The sequence below is a fragment of the Alteromonas sp. RKMC-009 genome (assembly GCF_003584565.2).
Taxonomy (GTDB): Bacteria; Pseudomonadota; Gammaproteobacteria; order Enterobacterales; family Alteromonadaceae; genus Alteromonas.
In genome coordinates this window covers 2,969,046-2,995,712 of the sequence record NZ_CP031010.1, presented here as the reverse complement: position 1 = coordinate 2,995,712, position 26,667 = coordinate 2,969,046, and the positions used below count along the sequence as shown (strand labels likewise).

General features: G+C 49.1%; 22 protein-coding genes. 12 read left to right on the top strand and 10 right to left on the bottom strand.

Annotated features, from left to right (window positions below; translation table 11 throughout):
* Nucleotides 1–213: 213 nt before the first annotated feature.
* From DS731_RS13270 to DS731_RS13260, 3 genes are all read left to right on the top strand, one after another.
* Complete coding sequence (locus DS731_RS13270; protein ID WP_119501781.1) at nt 214–696, top strand: c-type cytochrome; 483 nt, start codon at nt 214–216, stop codon at nt 694–696.
* Between the two features lie 204 nt (nt 697–900).
* Nucleotides 901–3,444 (top strand): putative bifunctional diguanylate cyclase/phosphodiesterase, encoded by a 2,544-nt coding sequence (locus DS731_RS13265; protein ID WP_119501780.1) that lies wholly within the window; start codon nt 901–903, stop codon nt 3,442–3,444.
* A 140-nt stretch (nt 3,445–3,584) separates the two neighbouring features.
* Nucleotides 3,585–5,474 (top strand): propionyl-CoA synthetase, encoded by a 1,890-nt coding sequence (locus tag DS731_RS13260; RefSeq protein WP_119501779.1) that lies wholly within the window; start codon nt 3,585–3,587, stop codon nt 5,472–5,474.
* A gap of 98 nt (nt 5,475–5,572) precedes the next feature.
* On the opposite strand, the gene DS731_RS13255 is transcribed toward DS731_RS13260, so the two are convergent.
* Entirely contained in the window at nt 5,573–6,256 is a 684-nt protein-coding gene (locus tag DS731_RS13255) for a cytochrome b/b6 domain-containing protein (RefSeq protein WP_119501778.1), read from the bottom strand.
* 214 nt (nt 6,257–6,470) lie between these two features.
* Between DS731_RS13255 and dapB the strand changes: the two genes are divergently transcribed.
* From dapB to DS731_RS13225, 6 genes are all read left to right on the top strand, one after another.
* Nucleotides 6,471–7,271 (top strand): 4-hydroxy-tetrahydrodipicolinate reductase, encoded by an 801-nt coding sequence (gene dapB, locus DS731_RS13250; protein ID WP_119501777.1) that lies wholly within the window; start codon nt 6,471–6,473, stop codon nt 7,269–7,271.
* A 280-nt stretch (nt 7,272–7,551) separates the two neighbouring features.
* Entirely contained in the window at nt 7,552–8,682 is a 1,131-nt protein-coding gene (gene carA, locus DS731_RS13245; protein WP_119503420.1) for a glutamine-hydrolyzing carbamoyl-phosphate synthase small subunit, read from the top strand.
* A gap of 13 nt (nt 8,683–8,695) precedes the next feature.
* Complete coding sequence (gene carB / locus DS731_RS13240) at nt 8,696–11,917, top strand: carbamoyl-phosphate synthase large subunit (RefSeq protein ID WP_119501776.1); 3,222 nt, start codon at nt 8,696–8,698, stop codon at nt 11,915–11,917.
* Nucleotides 11,918–12,043: 126 nt separating this feature from the next.
* On the top strand, nt 12,044–12,520 hold the full coding sequence (greA, locus tag DS731_RS13235; protein ID WP_119501775.1) for a transcription elongation factor GreA: 477 nt from the start codon (nt 12,044–12,046) through the stop codon (nt 12,518–12,520).
* Between the two features lie 98 nt (nt 12,521–12,618).
* Nucleotides 12,619–13,623, top strand: coding sequence for an alpha/beta hydrolase (locus DS731_RS13230; protein WP_161599154.1), 1,005 nt, complete (start codon nt 12,619–12,621; stop codon nt 13,621–13,623).
* 302 nt (nt 13,624–13,925) lie between these two features.
* Nucleotides 13,926–14,867 (top strand): tetratricopeptide repeat protein, encoded by a 942-nt coding sequence (locus tag DS731_RS13225; protein ID WP_119501773.1) that lies wholly within the window; start codon nt 13,926–13,928, stop codon nt 14,865–14,867.
* On the opposite strand, the gene DS731_RS13220 is transcribed toward DS731_RS13225, so the two are convergent.
* The 7 genes from DS731_RS13220 to miaB form a co-directional block, all read right to left on the bottom strand.
* Nucleotides 14,837–15,268, bottom strand: coding sequence for an Hsp20 family protein (locus DS731_RS13220; RefSeq protein WP_119501772.1), 432 nt, complete (start codon nt 15,266–15,268; stop codon nt 14,837–14,839). The genes DS731_RS13225 and DS731_RS13220 overlap by 31 nt on opposite strands.
* A gap of 147 nt (nt 15,269–15,415) precedes the next feature.
* A complete protein-coding gene (locus DS731_RS13215; protein ID WP_232373563.1) occupies nt 15,416–16,675 on the bottom strand; it encodes a Xaa-Pro dipeptidase in 1,260 nt (419 codons plus the stop codon).
* A gap of 167 nt (nt 16,676–16,842) precedes the next feature.
* Nucleotides 16,843–18,309 carry an apolipoprotein N-acyltransferase gene (gene lnt, locus DS731_RS13210; protein ID WP_232373562.1) on the bottom strand — a complete coding sequence of 489 codons (1,467 nt, stop codon included), beginning with the start codon at nt 18,307–18,309 and terminating at the stop codon, nt 16,843–16,845.
* 36 nt (nt 18,310–18,345) lie between these two features.
* The gene (locus DS731_RS13205; protein WP_119501769.1) at nt 18,346–19,203 is read right to left on the bottom strand and encodes an HlyC/CorC family transporter; all 858 of its coding nucleotides are present in this window, start codon (nt 19,201–19,203) and stop codon (nt 18,346–18,348) included.
* Nucleotides 19,204–19,235: 32 nt separating this feature from the next.
* On the bottom strand, nt 19,236–19,649 hold the full coding sequence (ybeY, locus tag DS731_RS13200) for an rRNA maturation RNase YbeY (protein WP_442858464.1): 414 nt from the start codon (nt 19,647–19,649) through the stop codon (nt 19,236–19,238).
* A gap of 56 nt (nt 19,650–19,705) precedes the next feature.
* Nucleotides 19,706–20,767, bottom strand: coding sequence for a PhoH family protein (locus DS731_RS13195; protein WP_119501767.1), 1,062 nt, complete (start codon nt 20,765–20,767; stop codon nt 19,706–19,708).
* 29 nt (nt 20,768–20,796) lie between these two features.
* A complete protein-coding gene (gene miaB / locus DS731_RS13190) occupies nt 20,797–22,233 on the bottom strand; it encodes a tRNA (N6-isopentenyl adenosine(37)-C2)-methylthiotransferase MiaB (RefSeq protein WP_119501766.1) in 1,437 nt (478 codons plus the stop codon).
* Between the two features lie 250 nt (nt 22,234–22,483).
* Between miaB and DS731_RS13185 the strand changes: the two genes are divergently transcribed.
* Both DS731_RS13185 and DS731_RS13180 read left to right on the top strand, forming a co-directional pair.
* Nucleotides 22,484–23,662 (top strand): FAD-dependent monooxygenase, encoded by a 1,179-nt coding sequence (locus DS731_RS13185; RefSeq protein WP_119501765.1) that lies wholly within the window; start codon nt 22,484–22,486, stop codon nt 23,660–23,662.
* On the top strand, nt 23,650–23,829 hold the full coding sequence (locus tag DS731_RS13180; RefSeq protein WP_119501764.1) for a hypothetical protein: 180 nt from the start codon (nt 23,650–23,652) through the stop codon (nt 23,827–23,829). Before DS731_RS13185 ends, DS731_RS13180 begins: the two co-directional genes overlap by 13 nt.
* Nucleotides 23,830–23,845: 16 nt before the next feature.
* On the opposite strand, the gene DS731_RS13175 is transcribed toward DS731_RS13180, so the two are convergent.
* Nucleotides 23,846–24,421: a TetR/AcrR family transcriptional regulator gene (locus DS731_RS13175; RefSeq protein WP_119501763.1), complete on the bottom strand. Its 576-nt coding sequence runs from the start codon at nt 24,419–24,421 to the stop codon at nt 23,846–23,848.
* A gap of 129 nt (nt 24,422–24,550) precedes the next feature.
* Between DS731_RS13175 and DS731_RS13170 the strand changes: the two genes are divergently transcribed.
* A complete protein-coding gene (locus tag DS731_RS13170; protein WP_119501762.1) occupies nt 24,551–25,105 on the top strand; it encodes a carboxymuconolactone decarboxylase family protein in 555 nt (184 codons plus the stop codon).
* Nucleotides 25,106–25,145: 40 nt separating this feature from the next.
* On the opposite strand, the gene DS731_RS13165 is transcribed toward DS731_RS13170, so the two are convergent.
* Nucleotides 25,146–26,549 carry an alanine/glycine:cation symporter family protein gene (locus DS731_RS13165; RefSeq protein WP_119501761.1) on the bottom strand — a complete coding sequence of 468 codons (1,404 nt, stop codon included), beginning with the start codon at nt 26,547–26,549 and terminating at the stop codon, nt 25,146–25,148.
* Between the last annotated feature and the right edge of the window lie 118 nt (nt 26,550–26,667).

The following is a 26,667-nucleotide window of genomic DNA, read 5'->3' as shown; positions in this document are numbered from 1 at the left end:
GTCGTCCCGTTACCGCGGTGAAGAAAATTCGTTCAACTTCGTATTTAATGCGCTTGTCGTACATAACCTTGCGCGAATATAGATTTAGTGCAACAAATAACATGTTATGACCCTGGAAACTGCAACCGGATCAGGGGTAAGGTAAGCTTGTCCGCAGGGACGGATGCGTAAACTATCACACACCACATTTACCGTATCTTAATGGAGAAAAGAATGAAGCAACTGCTCAAGACCGGCCTGATGGCAGCAGTCGTGGTTACAAGCCTGACAACCGGCAGCGTTCTGGCTCAGGAAGCTGCAATGAACGAAAAACATGCGAAAGCGGCAACCAAGTACAGACATGCGCTCTACACACTGGTAGCCAGCAACATGGGGCCTTTGGGCGGCATGGCGAAAGGCGCTATCCCGTTTGATCAGGAAGTCATTGAAACCAACGCAATGCGTCTGGAACAACTGGCTGACATGATGGCAGATTACGTAAAGGTTGATACCCGCAAGTTTGATGTAGACACCGAAGCAAAAGATGAGATCTGGGAAAACTGGTCTGATTTTGAAGGCAAGATCAGCGCGCTGAAGTCTGCTGCTGCTAACTTACAGACTGTTGCTGCGGCAGGTGACGAAAGCAAATTTGCTCAGGCAATCGGTAAAGTAGGTGGTACCTGCAAGTCTTGCCATGACGATTACAAAGCTGACTAATCAATAAAAAAACGGTACGGATTATCCGTAATGTTCATTTAATGGCCGCTTATAGCGGCCATTCGCGTTTTTAGACGTTGTATTCCGGCATGATATCGCAATTTACAAACCTCTGTTTGTAGAAAAATGGTTCTTTTCCTATGCTTAGTGGGGGTGATCGCCGCAGGAAAGATTTTTAGTGATTCATGAGAGGAATGCCGGTATATGGGTGAGTCGTGGTTAACGGATGAAATAAGTCATGAAGGACGTTCCCGGATTTCGGATGTCCTGAATTCGCTTATTCAGAATACCGCCGCAGAGAACGCCTGTATTATTGTTGCCACAGTGGCAGAGCAGGAGCATGCAGCATCCTTACAGGGTAAAATTCTTTTCTGGCAAATGAATGACACCGCGTCATTACCCGTCGCTTGTGTCCTTGAACAAACCGGCGCCTCTCCCTGTTTGCCCGTAAGCTTTAAAGATAAAACGACAAAAGCATTTTTTTCACTGGCGGTTCAGGTTGTTAAACACGACGACATTGCACTTTTTGTCGCCGGTTATTTTCCGCACCAGAAAGCATCAGACTACGATATGGCCTTTCTGGAGCTTAGTGGTGAGCGTGTGGGGTTGATTGCCGAATCGGCATCATTGCACCGTGAGGGCAGCCTGAAGTTACTTCACGACAGACTGTCGCTGTTTGATGAAGTCTCCGAGATGTCGTCTACCGGCGGCTGGGATTACGATGTACAAACCCAGCAAATACACTGGACTAATGAAACCTACCGGCTGTTCGATTTCGCCAGAGATACCCGCGTTACCCTGTACCGTATTCTTTCCTGTTTTCCCTCTGAAGCCAGACGTAAGCTGATTAAAGCCATACAGATGCTACTGGCCTCCGGAGTGAGTTATCAGTTTGAACTGCCTGTGATCACCCGCAAAAAACACAAACGCTGGGTGAAATTGTCTGGCAAGGCCAGAAAGCAGAACGGTGAAATCGTGAAGATTTTCGGCTCCGTTCAGGACATTACTGAGCACAAGCGCCTGTCGGAAACAGAACAGAATTACATCGAATACTTAAACACGATTCTGGACAGCATGAATGATGCGGTACTGACCGTGGATGAGCTGGGCACTATCATTACTGCCAACCAGACTGTTGAAATTCTGTTTGGTTACGAGCCTGAGCAGGTTATCGGAGAAGACATTTCCTATTTACTGCCGGGGCCGCCTGATGATGAGCAGATTGAGTTTGTCCGTCAGCACTTGCGGCCGGGACTCGGCGCTATTTTCGGAAAAGAACTGTCAGCGAAGCACCGTCAGGGCAAAACCTTTCCTATTGAAGTGTCGGTGTCTGAAGTTGAGCAGGTGAGTCAGTCGCAGTTTGTCTGTGTTATCCGCGATATTACCGAGCGTAAACAGGCGGTAGACAGTATTTATCAAATCGCCTTTTTTGACGAAGTTACCCATCTGCCCAATATCAAATCCTTTGAAAAGGATTTGCGCCGTCTGATCATCGCCGCGAAAACTACTAAACGGCAAATGTACTGTTGTATGCTGGATATCGATAATTTTGCCCAGTTTAATTTGTCGTTCGGCAAAGAGACCGGTGATTACATTTTGCGAATTTTCGCCGGACGCATCAAAAAAGCCATTTCCTCCCGCTTTCAGGTATACAGCGGGCTGGGGGATAAATTTTATATTCTGTTTAAAGAACCCTTTGATGAGTCAAAAGATGCTGCCACCATGGATCTGATTGATTCTATCGAGTGGGGCGTGCACAGTGAGCTGGGCAAAGAATTTACCCTTCATGGTCATTCACAGCTGGTATCAACTTCGCTGGCATCGACTTATGTTTACGCTCAGGATGCCAGTTATGAGAAAATTACCGGTATTCTGGATTTCGGTACGAGGCAGGCCAAGAAGCAGGGACCGAGCGGCCGTGTCACCCTGGAGCGTAACGAGTTTAATGCCTACGACAGACACAATTACATCAGTCAGAGTTTTGCTCATGCTCTGGAATACAACGAATTCTATTTAGTGCTGCAACCCCAGTACGACAAGCACGGTCGTATTTTGTCTTCTGAAGCACTGCTGCGCTGGAATGAGAAACGGCTGGGCTTCATCAGTCCCGGAGAGTTCATTCCGATTGCAGAGGAAAGTGATGCCGTGGTGGATATTGGGTACTGGGTAATAAACGAAGCCTGTCGCCTGCTGTCAGAAATGAAATCTCAGGGACTGGAAACGACCCTTTCTGTGAATATCAGTGGCAGACATATTGCCCGTGCTGATTTTTCTGACCGGCTGCTGGAAACGATCTCAGAGTGGCAGATTAACCCTGAGCAACTGGTGCTGGAAATCACGGAAACCACGCTGGTTACCACCATTGATCTGGTACGTAAACGTATCGAAAGGTTGTCACAACTCGGCTTTGCTTTCTCCATTGACGACTTTGGTACCGGCTATTCCAGCCTGAGTTACCTTAAAGAGCTGCCCATTACTGAATTGAAAATCGACCGTTACTTTGTGGATGAAATCAATTTTGAAAGTGATGACGTGCCCATCGTGAATACCATCATTGAAATGGCCAGTGCCATGGGCGTGAGAACGGTAGCAGAAGGCATCGAGAACGAAATTCAGATCCAGTACCTTACTCGCCGGGGCTGCGATATCTTCCAGGGTTTTTACCTCTCCAAACCGGTGGAAGAAGAAACCTGGCGTAACCTGCTGCTTACCTGCGCAAAAGGAAAAATTGCCCGTCTTGTGAACTGATTTCTCTGTCAGCATGAGGCGAAAATTTGCGACCCAAGTCTTATGCGGCTTTTTGTTGTTTTTATATTAATGTAAATCAAGTTAAAAGTTTTCATTAATGGTTACATTAATTGTACCGGAACAACATTCGCGAGGCCGTTATGTCGTACACCACAGAATATCAGAGGGCAATTGAATCACCGGAAGCATTCTGGAAAGAAAAGGCGCAGGCGCTGCCCTGGTCCCGTTTTCCTGAAACCATTTTGTCGAAAGACGACAACGACATTTATCGCTGGTTTGCTGACGGGGAAATGAATACCTGCTACATGGCGCTGGATTATCATGTTGAAAACGGCAGGGGCGACCAGCCTGCGCTTATCTATGATTCACCGGTGACGGGAACGAAAGCGACGTATACCTACCGCAAGTTGCATGAGGAAGTCGCAAAATTCGCCTCCGTGCTTGCCGGTAAAGGCGTGGAGAAGGGCGACAGGGTTGTTATCTACATGCCGATGATCCCGCAGGCTGTCATTGCCATGCTGGCATCGGCACGACTCGGCGCTGTTCATTCGGTGGTTTTCGGCGGCTTCGCCCCCCACGAGCTGGCTGTGCGCATTGAAGATGCATCACCTAAGGTGCTGGTGACAGCCTCCTGCGGCATTGAGGTGACGAAAGTGCTCCCCTACAAGCCGCTGGTCGACGAGGCAATCAGTCTGTCGGCGCACAAACCGGATTCAGTTATTGTGTATCAGCGGCCTGAGCAACTGGCAGAACTCAGCGCAGACGACACAGACTGGGATTCCGCAATGGCAACAGCCACACCGGCGCCCTGTACCGTGGTGCAGGCAACGGATCCTCTCTATATTCTTTATACCTCAGGCACTACGGGAAAACCGAAAGGGGTTGTGCGGGATAACGGAGGTCATGCTGTCGCACTGAAATATTCCATGCAGGCTATTTACAATATGGCACCGGGTGAGGTGTTCTGGGCGGCATCGGATGTTGGCTGGGTAGTCGGACATTCCTATATCGTTTACGGACCGCTTTTGCATGGATGTACTACGGTTGTGTATGAAGGCAAACCGGTAAAAACGCCGGATGCAGGCGCGTTCTGGCGCATGACGGAAGAATATAAAATTAAGGCGCTGTTTGCTGCGCCGACGGCGTTCCGCGCAATTCGCAAAGAAGATCCTGATGCAAAGTTAGTCGAAAAATATGACATCAGCTCACTGAAGACGATTTTCATGGCCGGGGAACGGCTCGACCCGCCCACGTATCTCTGGACCGTTGATAAAACCGGTAAGCCGGTGATCGATCACTGGTGGCAAACTGAAACCGGATGGGCCATTTGTGCTAATCCAGCAGGACTTGAAGACTTACCGGTTAAACCGGGTTCCTCAACCGTACCGGTGCCCGGCTTTAATGTACAAGTGCTGGATCACACCGGTAAACCTTTACCGGCGGGAGAGCAGGGCGCAATTGCGATAAAGCTGCCGATGCCGCCGGGTTGTCTGCCGACTATCTGGGGTGATTGTGAACGGTTCAAACATGCCTATCTGGAAGCTTATCCGGATTATTACACTTCAGGTGACGGCGGTTTTAAAGACGACGACGGCTATGTCTTTATTATGGGGCGCACTGATGATGTGATTAATGTGGCCGGTCACCGTTTATCTACCGGTGAAATGGAAGAAATCGTTGCTGCGCATCAGGCAGTGGCAGAATGCAGTGTGATAGGCGTTCATGACAGTTTAAAAGGGCAGGTGCCCGTGGGATTAGTGCTGCTGAAAGATGGTGTGGATATTGACGAAGACACCCTGCAACAGGAGCTGGTGGCGATGATCAGAAAGGAAATCGGTCCGCTGGCCTGTTTTCATCGTGCGGTGGTGGTGCCCCGGTTACCTAAAACCCGTTCGGGTAAAATTTTACGTAAGCTGTTACGTCAGATCGCCGCAAACCATGAGGTGGCAGTGCCTTCTACCATTGATGACCCGGCCAGTGTGCCGGAAATTCAGGAAATAATGCAAAAGCAGGGACTGGTCAAATCATAGTGCTGCTGTGGCGCTTAATGCATGAGAGATAAAACGACAAAGCCGCCTGTGAAGGCGGCTTTGTAACATCTGGCTGTGTAGCTGAGCCAAGTAAAAAATCAGTAGTAATATTCTTCTTCTGCTGCTTCAGGCGGCGCGATTTCTACTACGTAGTACACAATGCCGGCACTGATAAGCGCAACAACAACAGCAGCCAACAGGCGTGATGACGGGATCCCGGCTTCATTGGTACTTTTCTTTCCGTGCACCATGGCCGGTGCCAGTTTTTGCTTTTTATACACGGCATAGAAACCAATCGCTGCAATATGAAGGGCAATGACCACCAGTAGAATATTGAATACGTTATTGTGCAAATAACTCATGGTTTTCAGTGTTGAGTCTTCTACTGCGGCGCGCCAGGGACCATCGAGGAAAATGTCGTCAGTCATGAATAATCCGCTTACTGCCTGCACGGCAACCAGTGACAGCATGATGATAACAACCCAGCCACCCAGCGGGTTGTGACCTGCATGAGCTTCTGAGTCCCGCTTAAATAAGGTGCCGGCATAACGTAATACGGCCCGGGGACCATAAATAAACTGGCTGAACTTCGCGTAATCCGAACCGGCAATCCCCCAGATGAGCCGGAAAATAATCAGCCCGAGCGTAAAGTAGCCGAGATAGAAGTGCCATTGCATGGCGTTGTCCATCAGTTCAGCGGTGACATATTGCCCGGCCAGGGAGAAAACGAGCAACCAGTGAAACAGTCGGGTAGGAATATCCCAGATCAGCTTTTTTTCCATGTTGAATCCTTTTCTGCAGAAGCACGATTATCGTAGCGGATAAAGTACGGTTTTATGTTGATGCAACACAGTGTAAATGCAGATTTTCTGCGGGTAAATTGAAATGGCATGACTGCAGATGGTTATACCATATTCTACGCTAATTACCTGTGAGCATTTGAAAATTGTCCGCGCTCAGGCAAAATGCCGGAAAACAGACTGAGAATATCCTGATATGAAAGTAGCTATTTTAGGCGCCAACGGGCGTATGGGACGTGTGCTGATTGAAGCATTGCGTGAAAATGACGAAGCAGATTTATCCGTTGCCACGGTACGTGATGACTCACCGTGGGTAGGCATCGATGTTGGCGAACTCGCCGGGATCGGTACGCAGGGCATTGCCTGCAGTGCGATTTCATCACTGAACCCTGACGATGTGGATGTGGTGATTGATTTTACCTTACCGGCCGCGTTCGACAGCAATCTGGCCTGGTGCACAGAGCACAAAAAGCCGGTTGTCATTGGTACCACAGGTTTGTCGCAGGACCAGTTAAAGGCGCTGGACGAAGCAGCAAAAACAATCCCGCTGGTTTTCGCGGCGAATTACAGCGTGGGCGTAAACGTCATGCTGTCGCTGGTGAAGCAGGCGGCAAAAGCACTGGGCAATACAGCAGATATTGAGATCCTCGAAGCACATCACCGCTTTAAGCAGGATGCACCATCAGGCACGGCTATGGCCATCGGTGAAGCGATTGCGGATACTTTAGGGCGAAACTTGCAAGAATGTGCTGTTTACGGTCGTGAAGGGAAAGAACCGCCCCGTGAACATCAAACTATCGGTTTTGCCACCGTAAGAGCCGGTGATATTGTGGGAGAACACACCGCATTGTTTGCAGATCTGGGCGAGCGTCTGGAAATTACGCACAAAGCATCCAGTCGTTTAACCTTCGCCAAAGGCGCAGTACACGCGGCTTTGTGGCTGTCGGGTAAGCAAAATGGACGTTATGGCATGAATGATGTCATTGGTCTGGCGTAATTATTTATCAGATAAATAGGCTTTTCCGAGGTTAGACGCTAAAAAATCAGTTAATGAGGTGTTTTTCATATTTTTCTAAATTTGAATTAGACCTTTGCTGATTACTCCTATATAATACTTGGAATTTGCCAAAATTTAGCGTTCCGGCCTGTCCGGGTCGCGTTTTATTAGCTGCAAAGTATCGTAAACGGGAAGTAAAATTATTGTTACCTCCCGTTTTTTGTGGGGTTTATTCATGCCACTGAATAAACCGTCGGTTATCCTTAATCTGGAGGTTGACTTGGCTAATTCTGCCCTTTTGGTGTTAGAGGATGGTTCAGTTTTTAAAGGTACGGCAATTGGTGCCACTGGTTCTGCCGTTGGGGAAGTTGTTTTTAATACTTCCATGACAGGCTATCAGGAAATCATCACCGACCCGTCATACGCTGAACAAATCATTACACTTACTTACCCCCATATCGGTAATACCGGTACCAATTCTGAAGACGTCGAAGCAGACAAAATCTGGTCTAAAGGTCTAATCATTCGTGACCTTCCCCTCGTAGCCAGTAATTTTCGAAACGAACAAACATTATCTGAATACCTCGAAGCCAAAGGCGTAGTAGGTATTGCGGATATCGATACCCGTCGTTTAACCCGTATCCTTCGTGACAAGGGTGCGCAGAACGGGTGTATCATCTGCGGTGACGATTTAGATGAAGCCAAAGCATTAGACGCTGCTAAGGGGTTCCCGGGCTTAAAAGGCATGGACTTGGCCAAAGTAGTTAGCACTAAGGAAGTGAAAACCTGGACCGAAGGCACGTGGGTGCTGGGTGAAGGTTATGTAACGCCTGCGGAAGTGAAATACCATGTTGTTGCATACGACTACGGCGTGAAGAACAACATCTTACGTATGTTGGCTGACCGAGGCTGTAAAGTGACGTTGGTGCCGGCGCAAACGCCTGCTGCTGACGTACTGGCTCTGAATCCGGATGGTGTGTTTTTATCAAATGGCCCCGGCGACCCTGAGCCGTGTGACTACGCCATTGAAGCGATTAAAACCATTCTTGAAAAAGACATTCCGGTATTCGGTATTTGTCTGGGTCACCAGTTACTGGCTCTGGCCAGCGGTGCTAAGACGGTCAAAATGAAGTTTGGTCACCACGGTGCTAACCACCCGGTGAAAGACCTCAAAAAAGGTACAGTGATGATCACCAGCCAGAACCACGGTTTTGCTGTTGATGAATCTACGTTGCCGGATAACTTAGAAGTTACTCATATTTCATTGTTCGATAAGTCGTTGCAGGGTATTCACCGTACCGACAAACCTGCGTTCAGCTTCCAGGGCCACCCTGAAGCGAGCCCGGGTCCGCACGAAGCGGCTGATCTGTTTGATCATTTCATCGACCTTATTGAACAATCAAAACAGTAGGAACTAGCCGACAATGCCAAAACGTACTGACATAAAAAGTATTCTGATTCTGGGTGCCGGCCCTATCGTTATCGGCCAGGCCTGTGAATTTGACTATTCCGGCGCACAAGCCTGTAAGGCACTGCGCGAAGAGGGTTACCGCGTCATTCTGGTAAACTCTAACCCTGCGACTATCATGACTGACCCTGAAATGGCTGATGCAACCTACATCGAGCCGATTCACTGGGAAGTGGTACGCAAAATCATCGAAAAAGAACGTCCTGATGTGGTACTGCCTACCATGGGCGGCCAGACTGCACTGAACTGTGCGCTGGATCTTGAGCGTGAAGGCGTACTGAAAGAGTTCAACGTTGAACTGATTGGTGCAACGGCTGACGCTATCGATAAAGCGGAAGACCGTGAGCGCTTTGATAAAGCGATGAAGTCTATCGGTCTGGAATGTCCCCGTGCGGAAATTGCTCACACTATGGAGCAGGCCCACGATGTACTCAGCCGCATCGGTTTCCCTTGTATCATCCGTCCGTCATTCACCATGGGTGGCACCGGTGGTGGTATCGCGTACAACATTGATGAGTTCAATGAAATCTGTACCCGCGGTCTTGACCTTTCTCCTACCAATGAGCTGCTTATCGACGAGTCGCTGATTGGCTGGAAAGAGTACGAGATGGAAGTGGTTCGCGATAAAAATGATAACTGCATTATCGTTTGTACTATCGAAAACTTCGATGCCATGGGTGTTCACACTGGTGACTCTATCACTGTTGCACCGGCACAAACGCTGACCGACAAAGAATTCCAGATCATGCGTAACGCGGCCATGGCCGTACTGCGCGAAATCGGTGTTGAAACCGGCGGTTCAAACGTACAGTTCGGTGTGGATCCGAAGACTGGCCGTATGGTTATCATCGAGATGAACCCGCGCGTATCACGTTCTTCAGCACTGGCATCAAAAGCTACCGGCTTCCCGATTGCGAAAGTGGCTGCCAAGCTGGCTGTGGGTTATACCCTGGACGAACTGGCTAACGATATTACCGGTGGTCTGACGCCGGCCTCTTTCGAGCCGTCTATCGACTACGTTGTGACTAAGATTCCACGCTTTAACTTCGAAAAATTTGCCGGTGCGAACGACCGTCTTACCACACAGATGAAGTCTGTAGGCGAAGTGATGGCGATTGGCCGTAATCAGCAGGAATCACTGCAGAAAGCATTACGTGGTCTGGAAGTGGGCGCTACGGGTCTGAACCCGATTCTGGACCCGCAGGACGACGAAGCCATGAGCAAGCTCAAGTATGAGCTGCAAAACCCGGGCGCTGAGCGTATCTGGTACATCGGTGATGCTTTCCGTATGGGTATGAGCGTTGAGGAAGTGTTCTCTTACACCAATGTAGACCGCTGGTATCTGGTACAGCTAGAAGAACTGATTAAACTGGAAAACCAGGTGGCAGAGCAGGGCGTAAGCGCACTGACTGAAGATTTCACCCGTGCGCTGAAGCGTAAAGGTTTCTCTGATGCCCGTCTGGCTGAGCTGACTAACGTTGCAGAAAGCGACATCCGCGACATCCGCCGTGGTTTCGGTATCACTCCGGTGTATAAGCGTGTTGATACCTGTGCTGCTGAATTCTCAACCAGCACTGCGTATATGTACTCCACATACGACGAAGAATGTGAAGCTGCACCGACGGATAAAGATAAAATCATGGTACTGGGCGGTGGTCCTAACCGTATCGGTCAGGGTATCGAATTCGATTACTGCTGTGTGCACGCTGCGCTGTCTATGCGTGAAGACGGCTACGAGACCATCATGGTTAACTGTAACCCTGAAACGGTTTCTACCGACTACGACACATCAGACCGTCTGTACTTCGAACCGGTAACGTTAGAAGACGTGCTGGAAATCGTTGCAAAAGAACAGCCCAAAGGCGTGATTGTTCAGTACGGTGGTCAGACACCACTGAAACTGGCCCGTGCCCTTGAAGCGAACGGTGTACCGATTATCGGTACGTCTCCGGAAGCCATTGACCGTGCAGAAGACCGTGAGCGCTTCCAGCACATGGTGAACAAGCTGGGTCTTAAGCAGCCGGCTAACGCAACGGTTACCAACATTGAACAGGCTCTGGCCCGTGCAGAAGAAATCGGCTTCCCGCTGGTAGTTCGTCCTTCATACGTTCTGGGTGGCCGTGCGATGGAAATCGTGTATGACCTGAAAGATCTGAAACGTTACCTGAACGAAGCGGTTAAAGTGTCTAACGACGCCCCGGTACTGCTGGACCGTTTCCTTGACGACGCGATTGAAGTCGACATCGACGCTATCTGTGACGGCACAGAAGTGGTGATCGGCGGCATCATGGAGCACATCGAACAAGCCGGTGTTCACTCTGGTGACTCTGCCTGTTCATTACCTTCACACTCTCTGCCAAAAGATATTCAGGACACCATGCGTAAGCAGGTTCGTGATATGGCGTTAGAGCTGGGTGTTGTGGGTCTGATGAATACACAGTTTGCTATCAAAGACGGTGAAGTTTACCTGATTGAAGTGAACCCCCGTGCTGCCCGTACCGTACCTTTCGTATCTAAAGCGACAGGCGTACCGCTGGCGAAAGTTGCAGCCCGCTGTATGGCCGGTCAGTCACTGCAGTCTCAGGGTGTGACGGAAGAAATCATTCCGCCGTTCTACTCTGTGAAAGAAGTGGTACTGCCATTTGCTAAGTTCCAGGGTGTTGACCCGCTGTTAGGGCCTGAAATGCGCTCTACCGGTGAGGTTATGGGTGTGGGTGATACCTTCGAAGAAGCGTATGCCAAAGCCAACCTGGGTGCCAGTGCGCCTCTGCCAAGAGAAGGCAAAGCGTTACTGTCTGTACGTAACAATGATAAAGCCCGTGTTGTCGACCTTGCCAAAGCAATGATCGAAGCCGGCTTTAAGATTGAAGCGACCAGCGGTACTGCGAAGAGCCTGATTGATGCAGGTGTTGAATGTACTGTAGTCAATAAGGTGTCTGAAGGACGTCCTAACATCGTTGATTCAATTAAAAACGGTGAATACAGCTATATCATCAACACCACGGAAGGCCGCCAGGCAATCACGGATTCTGTGTACATTCGTCGTGAAGCGTTAGTGAATAAAATCACTTACACCACAACAATGAATGCAGCATTCGCTACGATTCGTGCAAAATCTGCCGATGACCGTAACAAGGTTTCATCAGTGCAGGAGCTGCATGCCCGTATTAATGCCTGATGACAGTTGTGTGAAATTGCGCTATTCTGCGCAATCAATATTTTAGAAAAGTGCGCCGGTTGGCGCACTTTTTTTAACTCAGCGATCAAAAGGTCAGCAGACCAGTCAAAATAAGTGAGAAACACCATGAGTCAGTATCCGATGACCGCTCGTGGCGCAGAGTTATTGCGCAAAGAATTAAATGAATTAAAAACAGTGACCCGCCCGCGTATTATCGCTTCTATTGCCGAAGCCCGTGAGCACGGCGACCTGAAAGAGAATGCCGAGTATCATGCTGCCCGTGAAGAGCAGAGCTTCTGTGAAGGTCGTATTCAGGACATCGAAGGAAAGTTATCTAACGCGCAAATCATCGATGTTACCAAAATGGATAATACCGGTAAGGTCATTTTTGGTACTACAGTTACCATTATGAATCTGGAAACGGATGCAGAAACCACTTACCGCATCGTGGGTGATGATGAAGCTGATATCAAAAATAATCTGATTTCAGTGAATTCTCCTATCGCCCGTGGTCTTATCGGTAAAGAACTGGATGATGTGGTAAATATCCAGACACCGGCAGGCACTGTCGAGTTCGAAATTACCGAAGTGGAATATATCTGATATTGTTGGCGGAAAGTCGCAGGCTTTCCGCTTCCTTTAACCAACGCCCTCAGCGGATATAGCCGCAACGGCAATTGATGTGTAGTACGGTACCGTTCGTGAAACATTCATTAATACTTTTAGTCCTGATCTTACTCAGTGGCTGCTCACGGATGGTAGCAGAGCGCATCGAATCACCCGCGCAATTAATTCACTACGAACAGGCCACACTGGACCAGATGTATGCCCAATGGGGTGTGGTTGAGAAGCAGTGGTGTAGTGAGCGCTCATCTTATTGTATTCCTTATAAAGATGGCGGTGCTGTTACCCGTCAGCTTCCCAGTATGTCTTTTACCGTATCGCGGGATTTTGGTAATCAGTTCAGCTTTTTGAAAGAAGTGACAATTGCTCCCCGTGATGTCGGGCAATTTTCCGGCACCGTTGTTTTACTTCACGGTTACGGTGCGAAAAAAGAAAGCTGGATGAGTACCGGTTTCTATTTTCAGGCATTGGGATTCCGCGTCATTGAACCTGATTTAATGGGGCAGGGCGAGTCCTCTGCACCACTCGGGTTTGGTGTGCGTGATGCAGACTTACTTGCCGAGTTTATCGACCATACCGTGGATATCACTGAAGAGCCTGTTTATCTCGTTGGTCACTCCATGGGCGCGTTAGCTGCGGTGAAAACAGCCAGAAAGCTGGAGTCCGTGGCCGGGCTGGTATTACTGGCTCCTATGGACCGGTTTGACCGCGCTACCATTGGTGTCGCCCATACGTTCAAACCCCGTTTAAGTAAGCTGGTACCTGATTCATCTATCCGTGCCGGCGCAGAACTGGCGCTGAAACGGGCAGGGCTCTCTGTTGAGCAGACAGATATGTTTGCAGATTTACCTGCACTGAATGTACCTATTCTCACCTACGGTTCTGATCAGGATCTCGTCAGTAATATTCGCCGTGCTAACGGCTGGTCAAAGCTGGCAAACGTTACCCGAATTGTAAATGATGACGAAACGCACATGTCAGTCATCGGGATCAGCGATACCGAGCATCAGGTGTTGATGAACTGGCTGGAGCATGCGGGTAATCACCGGCCTGCGCTGTCTGCTGCACTCACTGCTCAGTAAAACTGTCGTTTATTCTCTTTCTGTGCAGGCTTTCCAGCCTGCACTTGTCGTCTTTTCTTCATTTAAAAAGCCTTTTTACGCATTATTTACGATATAATGCACCGATGTGGCGCAAATGGAGATGCAGAACAAATAATTACGGAAAAATAAAAGGTTTATGCCGGTGTGGAAATCACACCTTACTATGAGTTTTCTGATAAACGACGTTGTCTCTGGACAGCAGGGTTTATGAGAGAGTTTCATCCTTTTGCGCACTGGTAAGGAAGTATTGCTTTAGATGTCTGCCAGACGGAGAACCAGTCGTGCGCGACACCATCCGTATAATTATAAGTTTGTCTTTCCTGATTTCAGGAAGCGTTAATGCGTTGTCTTACACCAGTCTTGACAGTTGTCTTGCCAGTGCTGTGGACTGTAAAAATGAAACCCGTCAGTTACTGAAAAATACTGCTGCCGGAAGCCGGGACTGGTACATGCTGATGTACTACAACCTGTCTGCACGGTGGGATTTGGATAACCTGTCTCTGACCCGTCAGGAACTCAGCGGTTATGCTGACATGACGGATGCCCCCGATGTCTTCAAAATTGTGGTTTACACCATTTATGCCAAGAAGCTGTTAAGTAGCGGTGAGACAGAGCAGGGAACAGAATACGCTCATCTTGCCCGTGATTTAATTATGCGTTCGGCAGAGTATGCCCCTGATCCACGGCGTCTTGCAGAACTCATCATTCTCCACAACTACCTCAAAGATTATGACGCTGCCAGCGAACTGGCTGACTGGGCGGTAAGGCGTACTGAAAATATCCGTAATCCTGATGCGAAAGCGCCTTTGCATATGGCAATCGCACATGTGGCATTTTTTATAAAGGATTACGACAAAGCATTGCAATATTACGGCTATGTGGCCGAAGCGCATGAGCATAAGAATGAGCCGCTACAGCTTTCTAATGCTTACAGCAGTCTGGGCGTTGTCTATCTGCACAAAGAAGAATATAAGCCGGCCCGGTATTATTTGAAGCAGGCGGGTCATGCCCTTGACCAGGCGCTGGGTACGTATGAAACGGGCGATAAAACCTACATCCGGCTGAGAATAGCGGAACTGGACTTTATCGAAGGGAAGAAAGAGGCTGCTATCGCCGCACTGGCTAAGATAGATCCCGGTAAAGTGCATAAACATCATATGCCACTTTACCGGAAATTACAGACACAAGCCGGTCAGTCTCCGCCGCCGATGGAAATGCGCTGAGGCTTTTTCGCTTCCGGGATAAGACGTTGTAAATCAATATGCAGCAGGCCGAGTGCCATATCGGCCGCAATCACTTTTACGTTGTCACCTAACTGGAACTTGCGTTCAAAACCCCGTTCAGAAATGCCCTTGTGCAGGAACTTCCGCTCAGCCTGCTTAGGATCGGCCAGCTTTTTACCGGCAATCCGTAAGGTATTGTCCTGCACTTCCACAATCACGTCCTGCTGACTGAAACCCGCTACAGCCATGGTGATGCGGTATTTAAACTCGTCAATCAGTTCAATGTTGTACGGCGGGTAGCTGCTCTGCTTTTCTGCACGGTTTGCAGCTTCAATTAATGTAGCCAGATGGTCTGAGCCGATAAAAGAGCGGTAAAGGGGAGTTAAGTCGATAGTAGGCATACCTGTCCTGTTAAGCAAAAGGCGTGAGTTCCCGTAACGGGCAACATAAAAGGCCGGCCTCTTATTTAAGCACCAGCCTGTAAAGGTTTGATTATGTCAGAAAGCGGCACCGGCGGCGAGTGGGAAAGTTGCCGCCGGTATGGAGGGTTACATCGCGAGGGATTTGACGATTTGTCCGTCTTTGACCACCAGGCCTACATCTTCCATCAGCGCCATATCATCAAGAGGGTTGCCTTTTACTGCAATGACGTCGGCTTTCCGGCCCGCTTCAATGCTGCCAAGTGATTCCTGTTGCTTCAGTAATGTAGCAGAATTAATGGTGGCAGCCTGAATGGCCTCCATGGGTGTCATACCCCAGGTCACCATGCGGGCGAACTGTTTGCCATTGTCCCCGTGAGGATAAACACCGGCATCCGAACCGAATACCATGTTGACGCCGGCCTTCACCGCCTTACGGAAATTCTCCCGTTGTTTGGTGCCTACAATGCGTTCTTTAGCGAGGCTTTCCGGCAGAATACCGGCCTTTTCACCTTCTCCGAGAATATATTCTGTGACGTACACGTCCATGGAAAAGTACGTGCCGTGTTTTTTCGCCAGTTCGATGGCTTCATCATCCAGCAAACTGACATGTTCTACAGAGTCCACACCGGAACGGATTGCCGCTTTTATGCCGCTGGTGCCGTGAGCGTGCGTGGCCACGGTGAGGCCGCGTAAATGGGCTTCTTCAATCAGTGCCTGCATTTCTTCTTCGGTGTACTGCTGGGCACCGACTTTTGTACCTTTAGATAAAACACCACCGGTGGCGCAGAACTTAATAACAGTAGCGCCGTATTTGATGTTTTCACGTACTTTCTTGCGTACTTCCCACGGACCATCAGCAACGCCTTCGCTTTTATCGTGATAGACATAGGGGAGAAGATTATTGTCGCAGTGACCACCGGTCACACCCAGTGACGGGCCGGCCACAAACATGCGCGGTCCCTGAACATCACCGTCATTGATGGCATCACGCAGCGCCACATCAGTAAAACCGGGTGCGCCAACGTTCCGGACCGTGGTGAAACCCGCCATCAGCGTATCTTTTGCATGTTTAACACCAGTAATGGCAGCACGGGGAACGGAAACAGACAGCGATGAGTAGCCGTGTTTTGTGGGGTCGCTGGTCAGGTGAACGTGCATGTCCATCAAACCCGGCATTAATGTGTAATCACCCAGTGCCATGACTTCAGCGTTGTCTGGTATGGCAATTTTTTTGCTGTGGCCGGCCTGAACAATCACATCATCTTCGATAATCACCACGGCGGATTCGATAACCTTACCGGCTTTCACATCGACCATGCGATCTGCGGTAATAACAAGGGGATTAGCCAGCGTAAATAAACTGGTAAGCGCCAGCGAACCGGCCATCAGGTATGTGTGTATTCTTTTGATTTTCATTGGTATTTCCGGAACTGTCCTGTCAACAGCCATACTTTACCCAATCAGCGGGAAATTTGGCTGACAATTATCGCAAAAAAGAGGAAGAAGAACGCGTACTTGTACCTCAGAAAAGCACAAGCACGCTGCTGGCAGGGTTAATGTGTGCGTCTGAGATACAGCGCAACGCAAAGCAATAAACCGCTGACAAACCATACCGGTATATCTCCGGCGCGGTTGTAAGGTGTAAGTCCATGTTTGGCTGCCACGTCAGACACCAGACTGCCAGCTTCAAACTGTGGCAGAACAGAGGTCACATCGCCCTTTTCATTAATAAATGCGGTAATACCATTGTTGGTTGCCCGCAGTACCGGCCGGCCGGTTTCAACTGCCCGCATACGGGCAATATCCAGATGTTGTGCCGGACCGTGGGAGTGACCAAACCAGGCGTCATTACTTACCGTGATGATCATGTCTGTATCGCTGTGAACATTGGCCGAAACCTGACGGGGAAAGGCTATTTCGAAGCAAATTGCCGGTGCCAGGCGGATCCCGTTGGCTATCAGGTTTGTTTGTTCAAAGTCTCCGCGGGAAAATGAAGACATAGGTAAATCAAACAACGGGGCCAGTGGTCTTAATATGTCTTCAAAAGGCACAAATTCACCGATGGGCAGCAGGTGATGCTTGGCATACCGGTTGGCATGGAAATAATGGTAACGGGCCTGCGTATCGTCCGGTGTTTTGCGCCCGAGCACCAGCAGATTATTCCATGCTTCTTCAGACTCCCAGTTGTAATTAACAATGCCGGTAATGAGTGCCGTGTCTGTGCTTACCGCCTGGCGGTCCATGGCTTGCAGAAAGTCTGTCGCCATGAGTTCCAGTTTCGGTACTGCAGCTTCAGGCCATATCACCAGATCGTTGTCCCACAGCGGCGTGGTTAAACCACGATATTTTTCCATGGTGGGAATATCCTGTTCCGGTACCCAGCGCAGTGACTGGGCAATATTGCCCTGTACCATGGCAACAGAGTGCACGCCGGCGGTTTCCACCCAGTTAACTTTCTTCAGCAGCCAGCCTGATACGAGGCTAACTGTAAAAATAACCGCTATCGCCGGCCATTGGGTTCTGACTCTGAATATTGCCAGTGCTGCTGCAAGGGCAATAATAATCGCTGTAATGCCGGTTTCGCCGGCTACCGGCGCCCAGCCTGCCAGCGGACTGTTGATTTGGCTGTAGCCCACCGATAACCAGGGGAAGCCGCTCAGCATCCAGCTTCTCAGCCATTCAGCAACGACCCAGAGAAACGGCAGGGCAAGCGGCCATAACCTGGCAGGAAACCAGCGTCTTGCAGCCCAGAGCGCGGTTGCAGGATACAATGCAAGATACCCGCACAGAATGAGCATGAGTCCCACTGACAACACCACAGGCAAGCCACCAAAATCAGCGATACTGACATGCACCCAGCTGATGCCGGCACCAAACCAGCCCAGACCGAACAACCAGCCGGTTAAGAATGGACGTTGCGTTTTTACCAGTTGGCGGATGGCCAGGGCCAGCGCCACGAACGTGACAGGCCAGAGCGAAAACGGGGCATAGGCAAAGGTTAAACTGGCACCGCTAAGCAGTGCCAACAGATAGGGAATAAACGCTTTCAGGGGAGATTACTCCATGGAGGGTACGGTAACCTTGAGCTGCACCAGACGGCGCTTGTCGGAGTTGGTAATTTTGAAGTGAATATCGCTGACGGTAATTTCGTCACCGGTTTCCGGCATGTGCCCGAATGCTTTCAGGACAATACCGCCGATCGTATCCGCTTCTTCTTCATCGAATGTGGTCTTGAAAAACTCATTGAAGTCATCCACCGGCGTTAATGCTTTAACGGTATAGGTAGATTTATTCAGTGGTTTAATGTCGTCTGTACCATTTTCGTCGATATCATATTCATCTTCAATTTCACCGACAATCAGCTCCAGAATGTCTTCAATGGTAACCAGACCGGATACACCACCATATTCGTCCACAACAATAGCCATGTGGTAGCGTTGCTGGCGGAACTCTTTGAGCAGTACGTCCACCCGTTTACTTTCCGGCACAATGACAGCCGGACGAAGTACATCTTTTAACTCAAAGGCCTTATCCGGACTGAATGCATAGCTGAGCAGATCTTTTGCCAGTAAAATACCTTCGATATGGTCCTTGTCTTCGCTGATAACAGGAAAGCGGGAGTGGGCTGTGTCCAGAATTTTAGGCAGAAACTCTTCTACCTTCTGGTCGATATCAATAGTAGTCATTTGCGTTCTGGGGATCATGATATCCCGTACGCGCATTTCGTTGACACCGATAACGCCTTCAATCATTTCTCTGGTCTGGGGGTCAATCAGTTCCCGTTGTTCGGCTTCTGTAATAACGTCTACCAGATCTTCCTTACTTCTCGGCTCGCCGGAAAATGTCAGTCTTAATTTATCTAACCAACTTTTGTTCGTCGAGCCGTTGGTAGAGTGAGGGCTGTCTTCGCTCATAATCGTCTTTTGTAGTGTGTGAAATATAAAAGTTAAAGATCCCGGTAAGGATCGTCAATGGATAATTGCGCTAAAATCTCAATTTCCAGAGATTCCATTTCTTCGGCTTCATCATCATCGATGTGGTCGTAGCCTATCAGATGCAGGATACCGTGCACCACCATGTGGGCATAATGGTTGGCTACCGGCTTATGCTGCTCTTGTGCTTCACGGCTGATAACCGGCGCACAAATGACCAGGTCACCGAGCAGATTCAGCGGTACACCCGGCGGGCACTCAAAGGGAAATGACAGTACGTTGGTCGGCTTATCTTTACCGCGATAATCTCTGTTGAGGGTTTGTGATTCTTCTTCATCTACAAACCGGATGGTCAGTTCTTTGTCGCTGATATCCAGTTGAGAGAAGATGGTGTTGGCCCAGAGAGAAAGTTGAACTTCTGTTGGAATGTGCGCCGAAACGGAGTCTTCCGGCGCATAAGCTTGCTGAAAATCGATGACTGCCGTCACGGCTTGTCCTTACTGTCGTCACCGGCATTTTGCTGCTTTTCCTGTTCGGCGGCAGCACGTTTTGCCTGACGAATTTTTTCCTGCTCTCCATCAAACTTCTCATAGGCCTGTACGATTCTGGCCACCACAGGGTGACGCACAACGTCTTCAGCTTTAAAGAAGTTAAATGAAATGTCAGATACACCTTCCAGTACTTCAATACTGTTTCTCAGCCCTGAACGCACGCCACGGGGCAGGTCGACCTGGGTGATGTCACCGGTGATCACCGCCTTGGAATTAAACCCAATACGGGTTAAGAACATTTTCATTTGTTCAGTGGTGGTATTCTGGCTTTCATCCAGAATGATAAACGCATCGTTCAGTGTACGGCCACGCATATAAGCCAGCGGCGCAACTTCGATTACGTTGCGTTCCATCAGTTTTTCTACCTTTTCGAAGCCAAGCATTTCAAACAGGGCATCGTAAAGGGGACGTAGATACGGGTCGACTTTCTGAGATAAATCACCCGGCAGGAAACCCAGTTTTTCACCGGCTTCAACAGCAGGGCGGGTAAGCAGAATACGGCGCACTTCCTGACGTTCAAGGGCATCAACCGCACAGGCCACAGCCAGATAGGTTTTACCCGTACCGGCAGGGCCGATACCGAACGTAATATCATGATTAACCACATTGGCAACGTATTGTGCCTGGTTCGGATTACGGGGCTTAATGACACCCCGCTTGGTTTTGATATTAACTTCTTTGCCGTAAACCGTTGATTCACTGCGCTCAGGGAAGCGGGCTTCCTGAATGGCCAGGTGTACCTGTTCCGGTTCCAGTTGCGGGATGAGGCCTTTAACAGGCTGAGTTTCGATATACAGTAACTTGAGCAGCTCTGCTACACCGTTGGCCTGAAGGGCCTCGCCTGACACTTTAAAGGCGTTATTACGGTAACTGATTTCTACACCAAGCCTGCGTTCGATTTGTTTGATGTTGTCATCAAACGGGCCACACAGGCTGGACAGACGTTTATTGTCAGCAGGTTCTAATATGACTTCGTTGCTTACCAGAGTACTCAAGTTATGCTATTCCTCGCTTATTCATAAATTTAAACGGCAGGGACAAACTGACCCACGCCCAGTGCATCAGGAGTTTCCCCGTGACGCTTTGCTGTAATAGATTGGGGCGAAACTGCCACACGCAAGCCCATATCCTTTTCGCGGCGAACCACATCACCACGCAGTGAATTGGTAAAGACGTCTGTAATTTTCACATCCACGAATTCGCCAATCATGTCCGGTGAACCTTCAAAGTTCACCACACGGTTATTTTCAGTACGGCCGGACAGCTCCATCGGGTTCTTTTTCGACGGGCCTTCTACCAGAATACGCTGCTCAGTGCCCACCATATGACGGGCAATACGCAATGCCTGCTGGGTGATGCGTTGCTGCAACAGGTGCAGGCGCTGCTTCTTCACGTCTTCGCTAACATCATCCACGGCATCAGCAGCAGGTGTACCCGGACGTGCGCTGTAAATGAAACTGAAGCTCAGGTCGTAATCGATGGCCTGAATCAGATCCATGGTCGCTTCAAAATCTGCATCGGTTTCACCCGGATAGCCGATGATGAAGTCTGAAGACATGCAAATGTCAGGACGTACTTTCTTCAGCTTGCGGATCTTTGATTTGTATTCCAGTGCCGTGTGACCACGTTTCATCATGTTGAGAATACGGTCGGAACCGCTCTGAACAGGCAGATGAAGGTGGTTTACCAGCTCGGGAATTGTCTCGTACGCGGCGATGATGTCATCGGTGAACTCCACCGGATGTGACGTGGTGTAACGGATACGGTCAATGCCGTCGATGGCAGCGACCATTTCCAGAAGTTCGGCAAAGCGGCAAATGGTGCCGTCATGATGCTCGCCACGGAATGCGTTTACGTTCTGGCCTAACAGGTTCACTTCCCGTACGCCCTGTTCAGCTAACTGCGCGATTTCCAGAATCACGTCATCAACGGGACGGCTGACTTCTTCACCGCGGGTGTAGGGTACAACGCAGAATGTGCAGTACTTGGAACACCCTTCCATAATTGAAACGAAAGCCGTGGGACCTTCTGCACGGGGTTCAGGCAGTGAATCAAACTTTTCAATTTCAGGGAAACTGACATCCACCACGGAACCGGCACCGCCCTGAAGTTGCTTAATCATTTCCGGTAAACGGTGCAGGGTTTGCGGGCCGAATACCAAATCTACGAACGGTGCGCGCTGACGGATATGGTCGCCTTCCTGTGAGGCGACACAGCCACCCACGCCGATAATGAGTTCGGGCTTGTCTTTTTTCAGATTTTTCCAGCGGCCTAACTGGTGAAACACCTTTTCCTGTGCTTTTTCACGGATAGAACAAGTGTTCAGCAGGATCACGTCCGCCTCTTCTGCTTCCTGCGCAAGCGAATAACCGTGGGTAGAATCCAACAGATCTGCCATTTTCTCCGAGTCATACTCGTTCATCTGACAGCCCCAGGTTTTGATATACAGCTTTTTGGTCATATTCACGTCACGATTTCAGGTGTTGCGGCATTAAAAACCACGGGCTAAACCCGTAAAACAGCCGGCTAGTGTTCAAAATAGCCGCGTATTTTACCTGTTGAGAAGCTGTTTGCCCAGTGGTTCCTTAAATCTGTTCCGCAGTTTAATACTGTTTAGTATAGCTTGCTGATCTATAGCAACAGTATGACATTGGCTTCATGGTAGTCGCTGCCGGTTTAGGTCATAATGCGCTATCGCTTCAGGAGATGTTATGTACGATTTTTGTATCAATGGTGGTGGAATGGTTGGCGCAGCGCTGGCATCAGGGCTGGCGCAGCAGGGATATAAAATTGCCATCATTGAAACGGTGCTGCCGCAGCCATTTCAACACGGTCAGCCGCCGGATCTGCGTTTGTCTGCTATCAGCCTGACGTCCGTGGATTTATTGCGGGCGCTGGGGGGATGGGAGCACATTGAAGCCATGCGGGTGCGGCCCTACGATACCCTGTCTGTGTGGGAAAATCCGGATATGGCCACCCGCTTCAATGCACAAAGTATTGGCCAGACTCAACTGGGATATTTTGTTGAGAACCGTCTTATCCAGTTAGGCTGTCACCGTGTTCTGGCAGATTTGCCAGTGGACTGGATGACGCAAACCAGTTTGCAATCCTATGAGGTTGATGAATCCACGGCCATCACACGGGTCACACTGGAAAACGGTGAAAGTTTGCAATGCCGTTACCTTATCGGGGCTGATGGGGCCCGCAGCCGTGTGAGAGCACTGGCGCAAATTGGTTCCACTGGCTGGCAGTACGGCCAGCAGGCAATGGGCATTATTATCGAAGGTGCTGATGCTTTTGAGGGTGAAACCTGGCAGCAGTTTTATCCTTCCGGACCCAGAGCATTGCTTCCCATGTACGGCCAGTTTGCTTCGTTGATCTGGTACGACAGCGGCGAACGCATAAAGCAATTGCAAGGCATGAACGACAAAGCGTTAACAGAGGAAATTCTTAGTCATTTTCCCCGTCTTTTACCTGAATTCCGCATCGTCAGTAAAGCCGGTTTTGTGCTCATGCGTTCACATGCTTCAGACTATGTGCGGCCGGGTGTTATCTTAGCCGGAGATGCGGCGCATACAATAAATCCGCTGGCAGGGCAGGGCGTGAATCTCGGCTTTAAAGATGTATCGGCTTTACTGGCTCTGACCGGCGACTGCAAACCTCAAAGTGATGAGTTTTACCACAGACTGAAAACAGAATATGAACGCCCGAGAATGAAAGACAATGCCCTGATGATGTCGGCGATGGACGGCTTTTACCTCTTGTTTAGTAATAAAATACCCCCAGTTAAGTGGTTAAGAAACCTGATGCTGAAAGGTGCGGATATGGCCGGGCCGGTGAAAGATCAGGTATTGAAGTATGCAATGGGGATGGACGAATGGAAGTTCTGATCTTACTGGGTGTGTTATTTCTGGCGCTGTTTATTATTGTGCCGTTAATTGAACGCTCCAAAATGCGGGTGAGTCCGGAAACAGCAAGCAAAATCAGCCGCTGGATTTGGCCGCTGGTGATGATTTCTCTGGTTATTCAGCTAATAAGAATGATGATGCAGGGCTGATTCAGACTGTGTCATTTCAGGCTGCGTTATTTAATTCGCTCATCGCTCTGCTTATCAGTCGTTTAGTTTGTTCATTGTCTTCACAGACAAAAGCCTGTGTTCTGAGACCAACGAATTGACATTGCAGCCAGGCGGCCAGCTCACTGAGATCTGCTTCTTGTGATATGTTGCCTTGGTGCTGAGCATTTTCCAACACTAACAAAAATGCTGATTTCAGCGTCGCCATCCCTTCAACTACCACCTGTCTGATTGCTTCAGGCAACTGTTCCATATCTGACAGTGTTCTGACCAGCAGACATTGACGTTGGTACTGCAATTCCCCGGGACAAGTCGTCACACTGACAAAATATTTTTCTAATTCTGCAAGCGCATCCGGAAAGGCTGAACAGGCCTCTATATCACTTTTGCTATCCTCAACGTACGTTTCTATCACCAGCCTGAACAAGCCGTCCTTGCTTTTGAAACGGTGATAAATACTGCCGGGTCTCATATCTAATGCGGTTTGGAGTTCGCGCATACCCACGGCGCTGTAGCCTTTTTTCCAAAACAGCACAGTCGCATTCTTTATCAGCTCTTCATTGGTTATTTTCATTCAAATTACCTTAAAACACATTTTTTTGAACAAACGTTCAAAAACGACTTGAACGATCGTTCAAAGTCCTTATATCTTATATACAGAGCAATCACATTGCGTTGATTATTTTACTTAACGGAGAATTTTATGACTACTTATACATTACATACTGAAGATACTGCCCCCGAAAAAGCTAAGCCACTACTGGAAAATTCAAAGAAGTCTTTCGGAATGATCCCTAACCTGCATGCGGTCATGGCATCATCTCCTGAATTACTCGAAGGTTATCAGGTGCTTCACGATTTAGCTCAGAAAACAGATTTTACTGCAGAAGAATTAACCGTGGTCTGGCAAACGGTGAACGTAGAGCACGAGTGCCACTATTGCGTACCGGCGCATACCGGTATTGCCAAAAGCATGAAAGTTGATGACAAGCTGATTGATGCATTGCGTAATAACGAAGAGCTTGAAGATGCAAAGTTAAATGCTTTGAAAAATGCAGTCCTCTCTGTCACCCGTGGTCGTGGACACATTGACGATGAGGCGATGAAAGGCTTTACTGATGCGGGTTACACCACAAGAAATATGTTGGATATTATATTAATTCTGGCTCAGAAGGTAATGAGTAATTACACCAACCATCTGGCAGACACACCGGTAGATGCGGCATTTGAAAAGTTTGCGTGGACACCGGCTAAGTAAAACATAAGACGGCTATCTTAAACAGATAGCCGTAGTTCGTTTACCAGATACCGTCTTCGCTTTTACCCTGAATTTCGCAGTCACCGGTTTTGTATTCCATGTCTCCGCCACGGTCGTGTTTGGCAAAATAGTCTTTACTGATGGAAACGATAGTGGGCGTCATCCAGACAATGGCGATGATGTTTATTACTGTCATCAGTCCCAGTGCCATGTCGGCCATTGCCCAAACAGTGGGCAAAGCTGCCTGAGAGCCCCACAGGATCATGATAAGGTATCCGGCGGTGTAGGCAATGCGGCCCGGTTTGTTGTCCAGTTTGAACATATGCAGGTTACTTTCGCCGTAGGCGTAGTTCGCAACCACCGAGGTGAATGAGAACAGGCAAATTGCTGCGGCAACAAAGTCTTCACCACCCATTCCGATGTGTTTCGTCATCGCTGCCTGAGTCATGCCAATACCTTCCATCTGACCGGTTGCTTCACCGCCTGCCAGTAAAATGATAAATGCTGTCGCCGTACACAGGATCATGGTATCAACAAAAACCCCCAGCATCTGAATGTAGCCCTGAGATACCGGATGATTTGGTGTAGGTGCAGCACTGGCAGCAGCATGAGGTACACTGCCTGAACCGGCTTCATTGGAATAAAGGCCACGCTGGATACCATTTTTCACGGCAGCCCCCAGCATACCGGCACCGGCTTCCTGTAAGCCGAATGCAGACTTGATAATCGACATGAGTACGGCAGGTAATTCGGTGATGTTGAAAGCCACAATAAGCAGCGCGGCTATCACATAACCAATAGCCATGAAGGGCACAATCCATTCTGCAAAGCGGGCAATACCCCGCAAACCACCCACAACAATGAGTGATGCCAGAGCAATAATCACCAGACCGGAATAAAGTGGATTGAAACTGTAGGCGTTGTTCAGGGCATCGGTAATGGTATTTGCCTGCACCGCACTGAATACGAAACCGTAACCGAAAAACAGACAGAGTGAAAAGGCCACTGCCAGCCAGGTTTTATTCAGTCCTTGTTTAATGTAATAAGCCGGACCACCCCGGTATTCACCGTTCTCATCTTTCACCTTATAAAGCTGACCGAGAACGCTTTCGGCAAAACCGGTAGCCATGCCCAAAAAGGCAATAACCCACATCCAGAAAATAGCGCCTGCGCCGCCAAGAGAAATTGCTACTGCCACACCGGCCAGATTACCTGTACCTACACGGGCGGATAAGCTGGTGCACAATGCCTGAAATGAACTGATACCTTCTTTCGTTGTGGAAGTACTGCCTTTCATCAACGAGAACATATGGGTGAAATGACGGAGTTGTACCGCGCCGAGTTTCCAGGTGAACCAGAGACCACACCCGAGCAACATGACGATAAGGACCTGGCCGTCACCCCACAGCACATTATTTACGGCCGATACGATATCGTTTATCACATGAATTCCTTGTTATTTATAATAGATCTTCTTTATTGTCCGGCTATCTTATCAGAACAGGGCAGAGGGAAAAGGCTATACAACCCGTGTTTGCATAAATATCTCTGTTTTTTGAATT

What these genes read in the sequence shown, in the direction of transcription:
- DS731_RS13270 (WP_119501781.1), top strand. Translation starts at nt 214, where the DNA reads ATGAAGCAACTGCTCAAGACCGGCCTGATGGCAGCAGTCGTGGTTACA.
- DS731_RS13265 (WP_119501780.1), top strand. Translation starts at nt 901, where the DNA reads ATGGGTGAGTCGTGGTTAACGGATGAAATAAGTCATGAAGGACGTTCC.
- DS731_RS13260 (WP_119501779.1), top strand. Translation starts at nt 3,585, where the DNA reads ATGTCGTACACCACAGAATATCAGAGGGCAATTGAATCACCGGAAGCA.
- DS731_RS13255 (WP_119501778.1), bottom strand. Translation starts at nt 6,256, where the DNA reads ATGGAAAAAAAGCTGATCTGGGATATTCCTACCCGACTGTTTCACTGG.
- dapB (WP_119501777.1), top strand. Translation starts at nt 6,471, where the DNA reads ATGAAAGTAGCTATTTTAGGCGCCAACGGGCGTATGGGACGTGTGCTG.
- carB (WP_119501776.1), top strand. Translation starts at nt 8,696, where the DNA reads ATGCCAAAACGTACTGACATAAAAAGTATTCTGATTCTGGGTGCCGGC.
- greA (WP_119501775.1), top strand. Translation starts at nt 12,044, where the DNA reads ATGAGTCAGTATCCGATGACCGCTCGTGGCGCAGAGTTATTGCGCAAA.
- DS731_RS13220 (WP_119501772.1), bottom strand. Translation starts at nt 15,268, where the DNA reads ATGCCTACTATCGACTTAACTCCCCTTTACCGCTCTTTTATCGGCTCA.
- DS731_RS13215 (WP_232373563.1), bottom strand. Translation starts at nt 16,675, where the DNA reads ATGGCCGGTTCGCTGGCGCTTACCAGTTTATTTACGCTGGCTAATCCC.
- DS731_RS13205 (WP_119501769.1), bottom strand. Translation starts at nt 19,203, where the DNA reads ATGAGCGAAGACAGCCCTCACTCTACCAACGGCTCGACGAACAAAAGT.
- miaB (WP_119501766.1), bottom strand. Translation starts at nt 22,233, where the DNA reads ATGACCAAAAAGCTGTATATCAAAACCTGGGGCTGTCAGATGAACGAG.
- DS731_RS13185 (WP_119501765.1), top strand. Translation starts at nt 22,484, where the DNA reads ATGTACGATTTTTGTATCAATGGTGGTGGAATGGTTGGCGCAGCGCTG.
- DS731_RS13180 (WP_119501764.1), top strand. Translation starts at nt 23,650, where the DNA reads ATGGAAGTTCTGATCTTACTGGGTGTGTTATTTCTGGCGCTGTTTATT.
- DS731_RS13175 (WP_119501763.1), bottom strand. Translation starts at nt 24,421, where the DNA reads ATGAAAATAACCAATGAAGAGCTGATAAAGAATGCGACTGTGCTGTTT.
- DS731_RS13170 (WP_119501762.1), top strand. Translation starts at nt 24,551, where the DNA reads ATGACTACTTATACATTACATACTGAAGATACTGCCCCCGAAAAAGCT.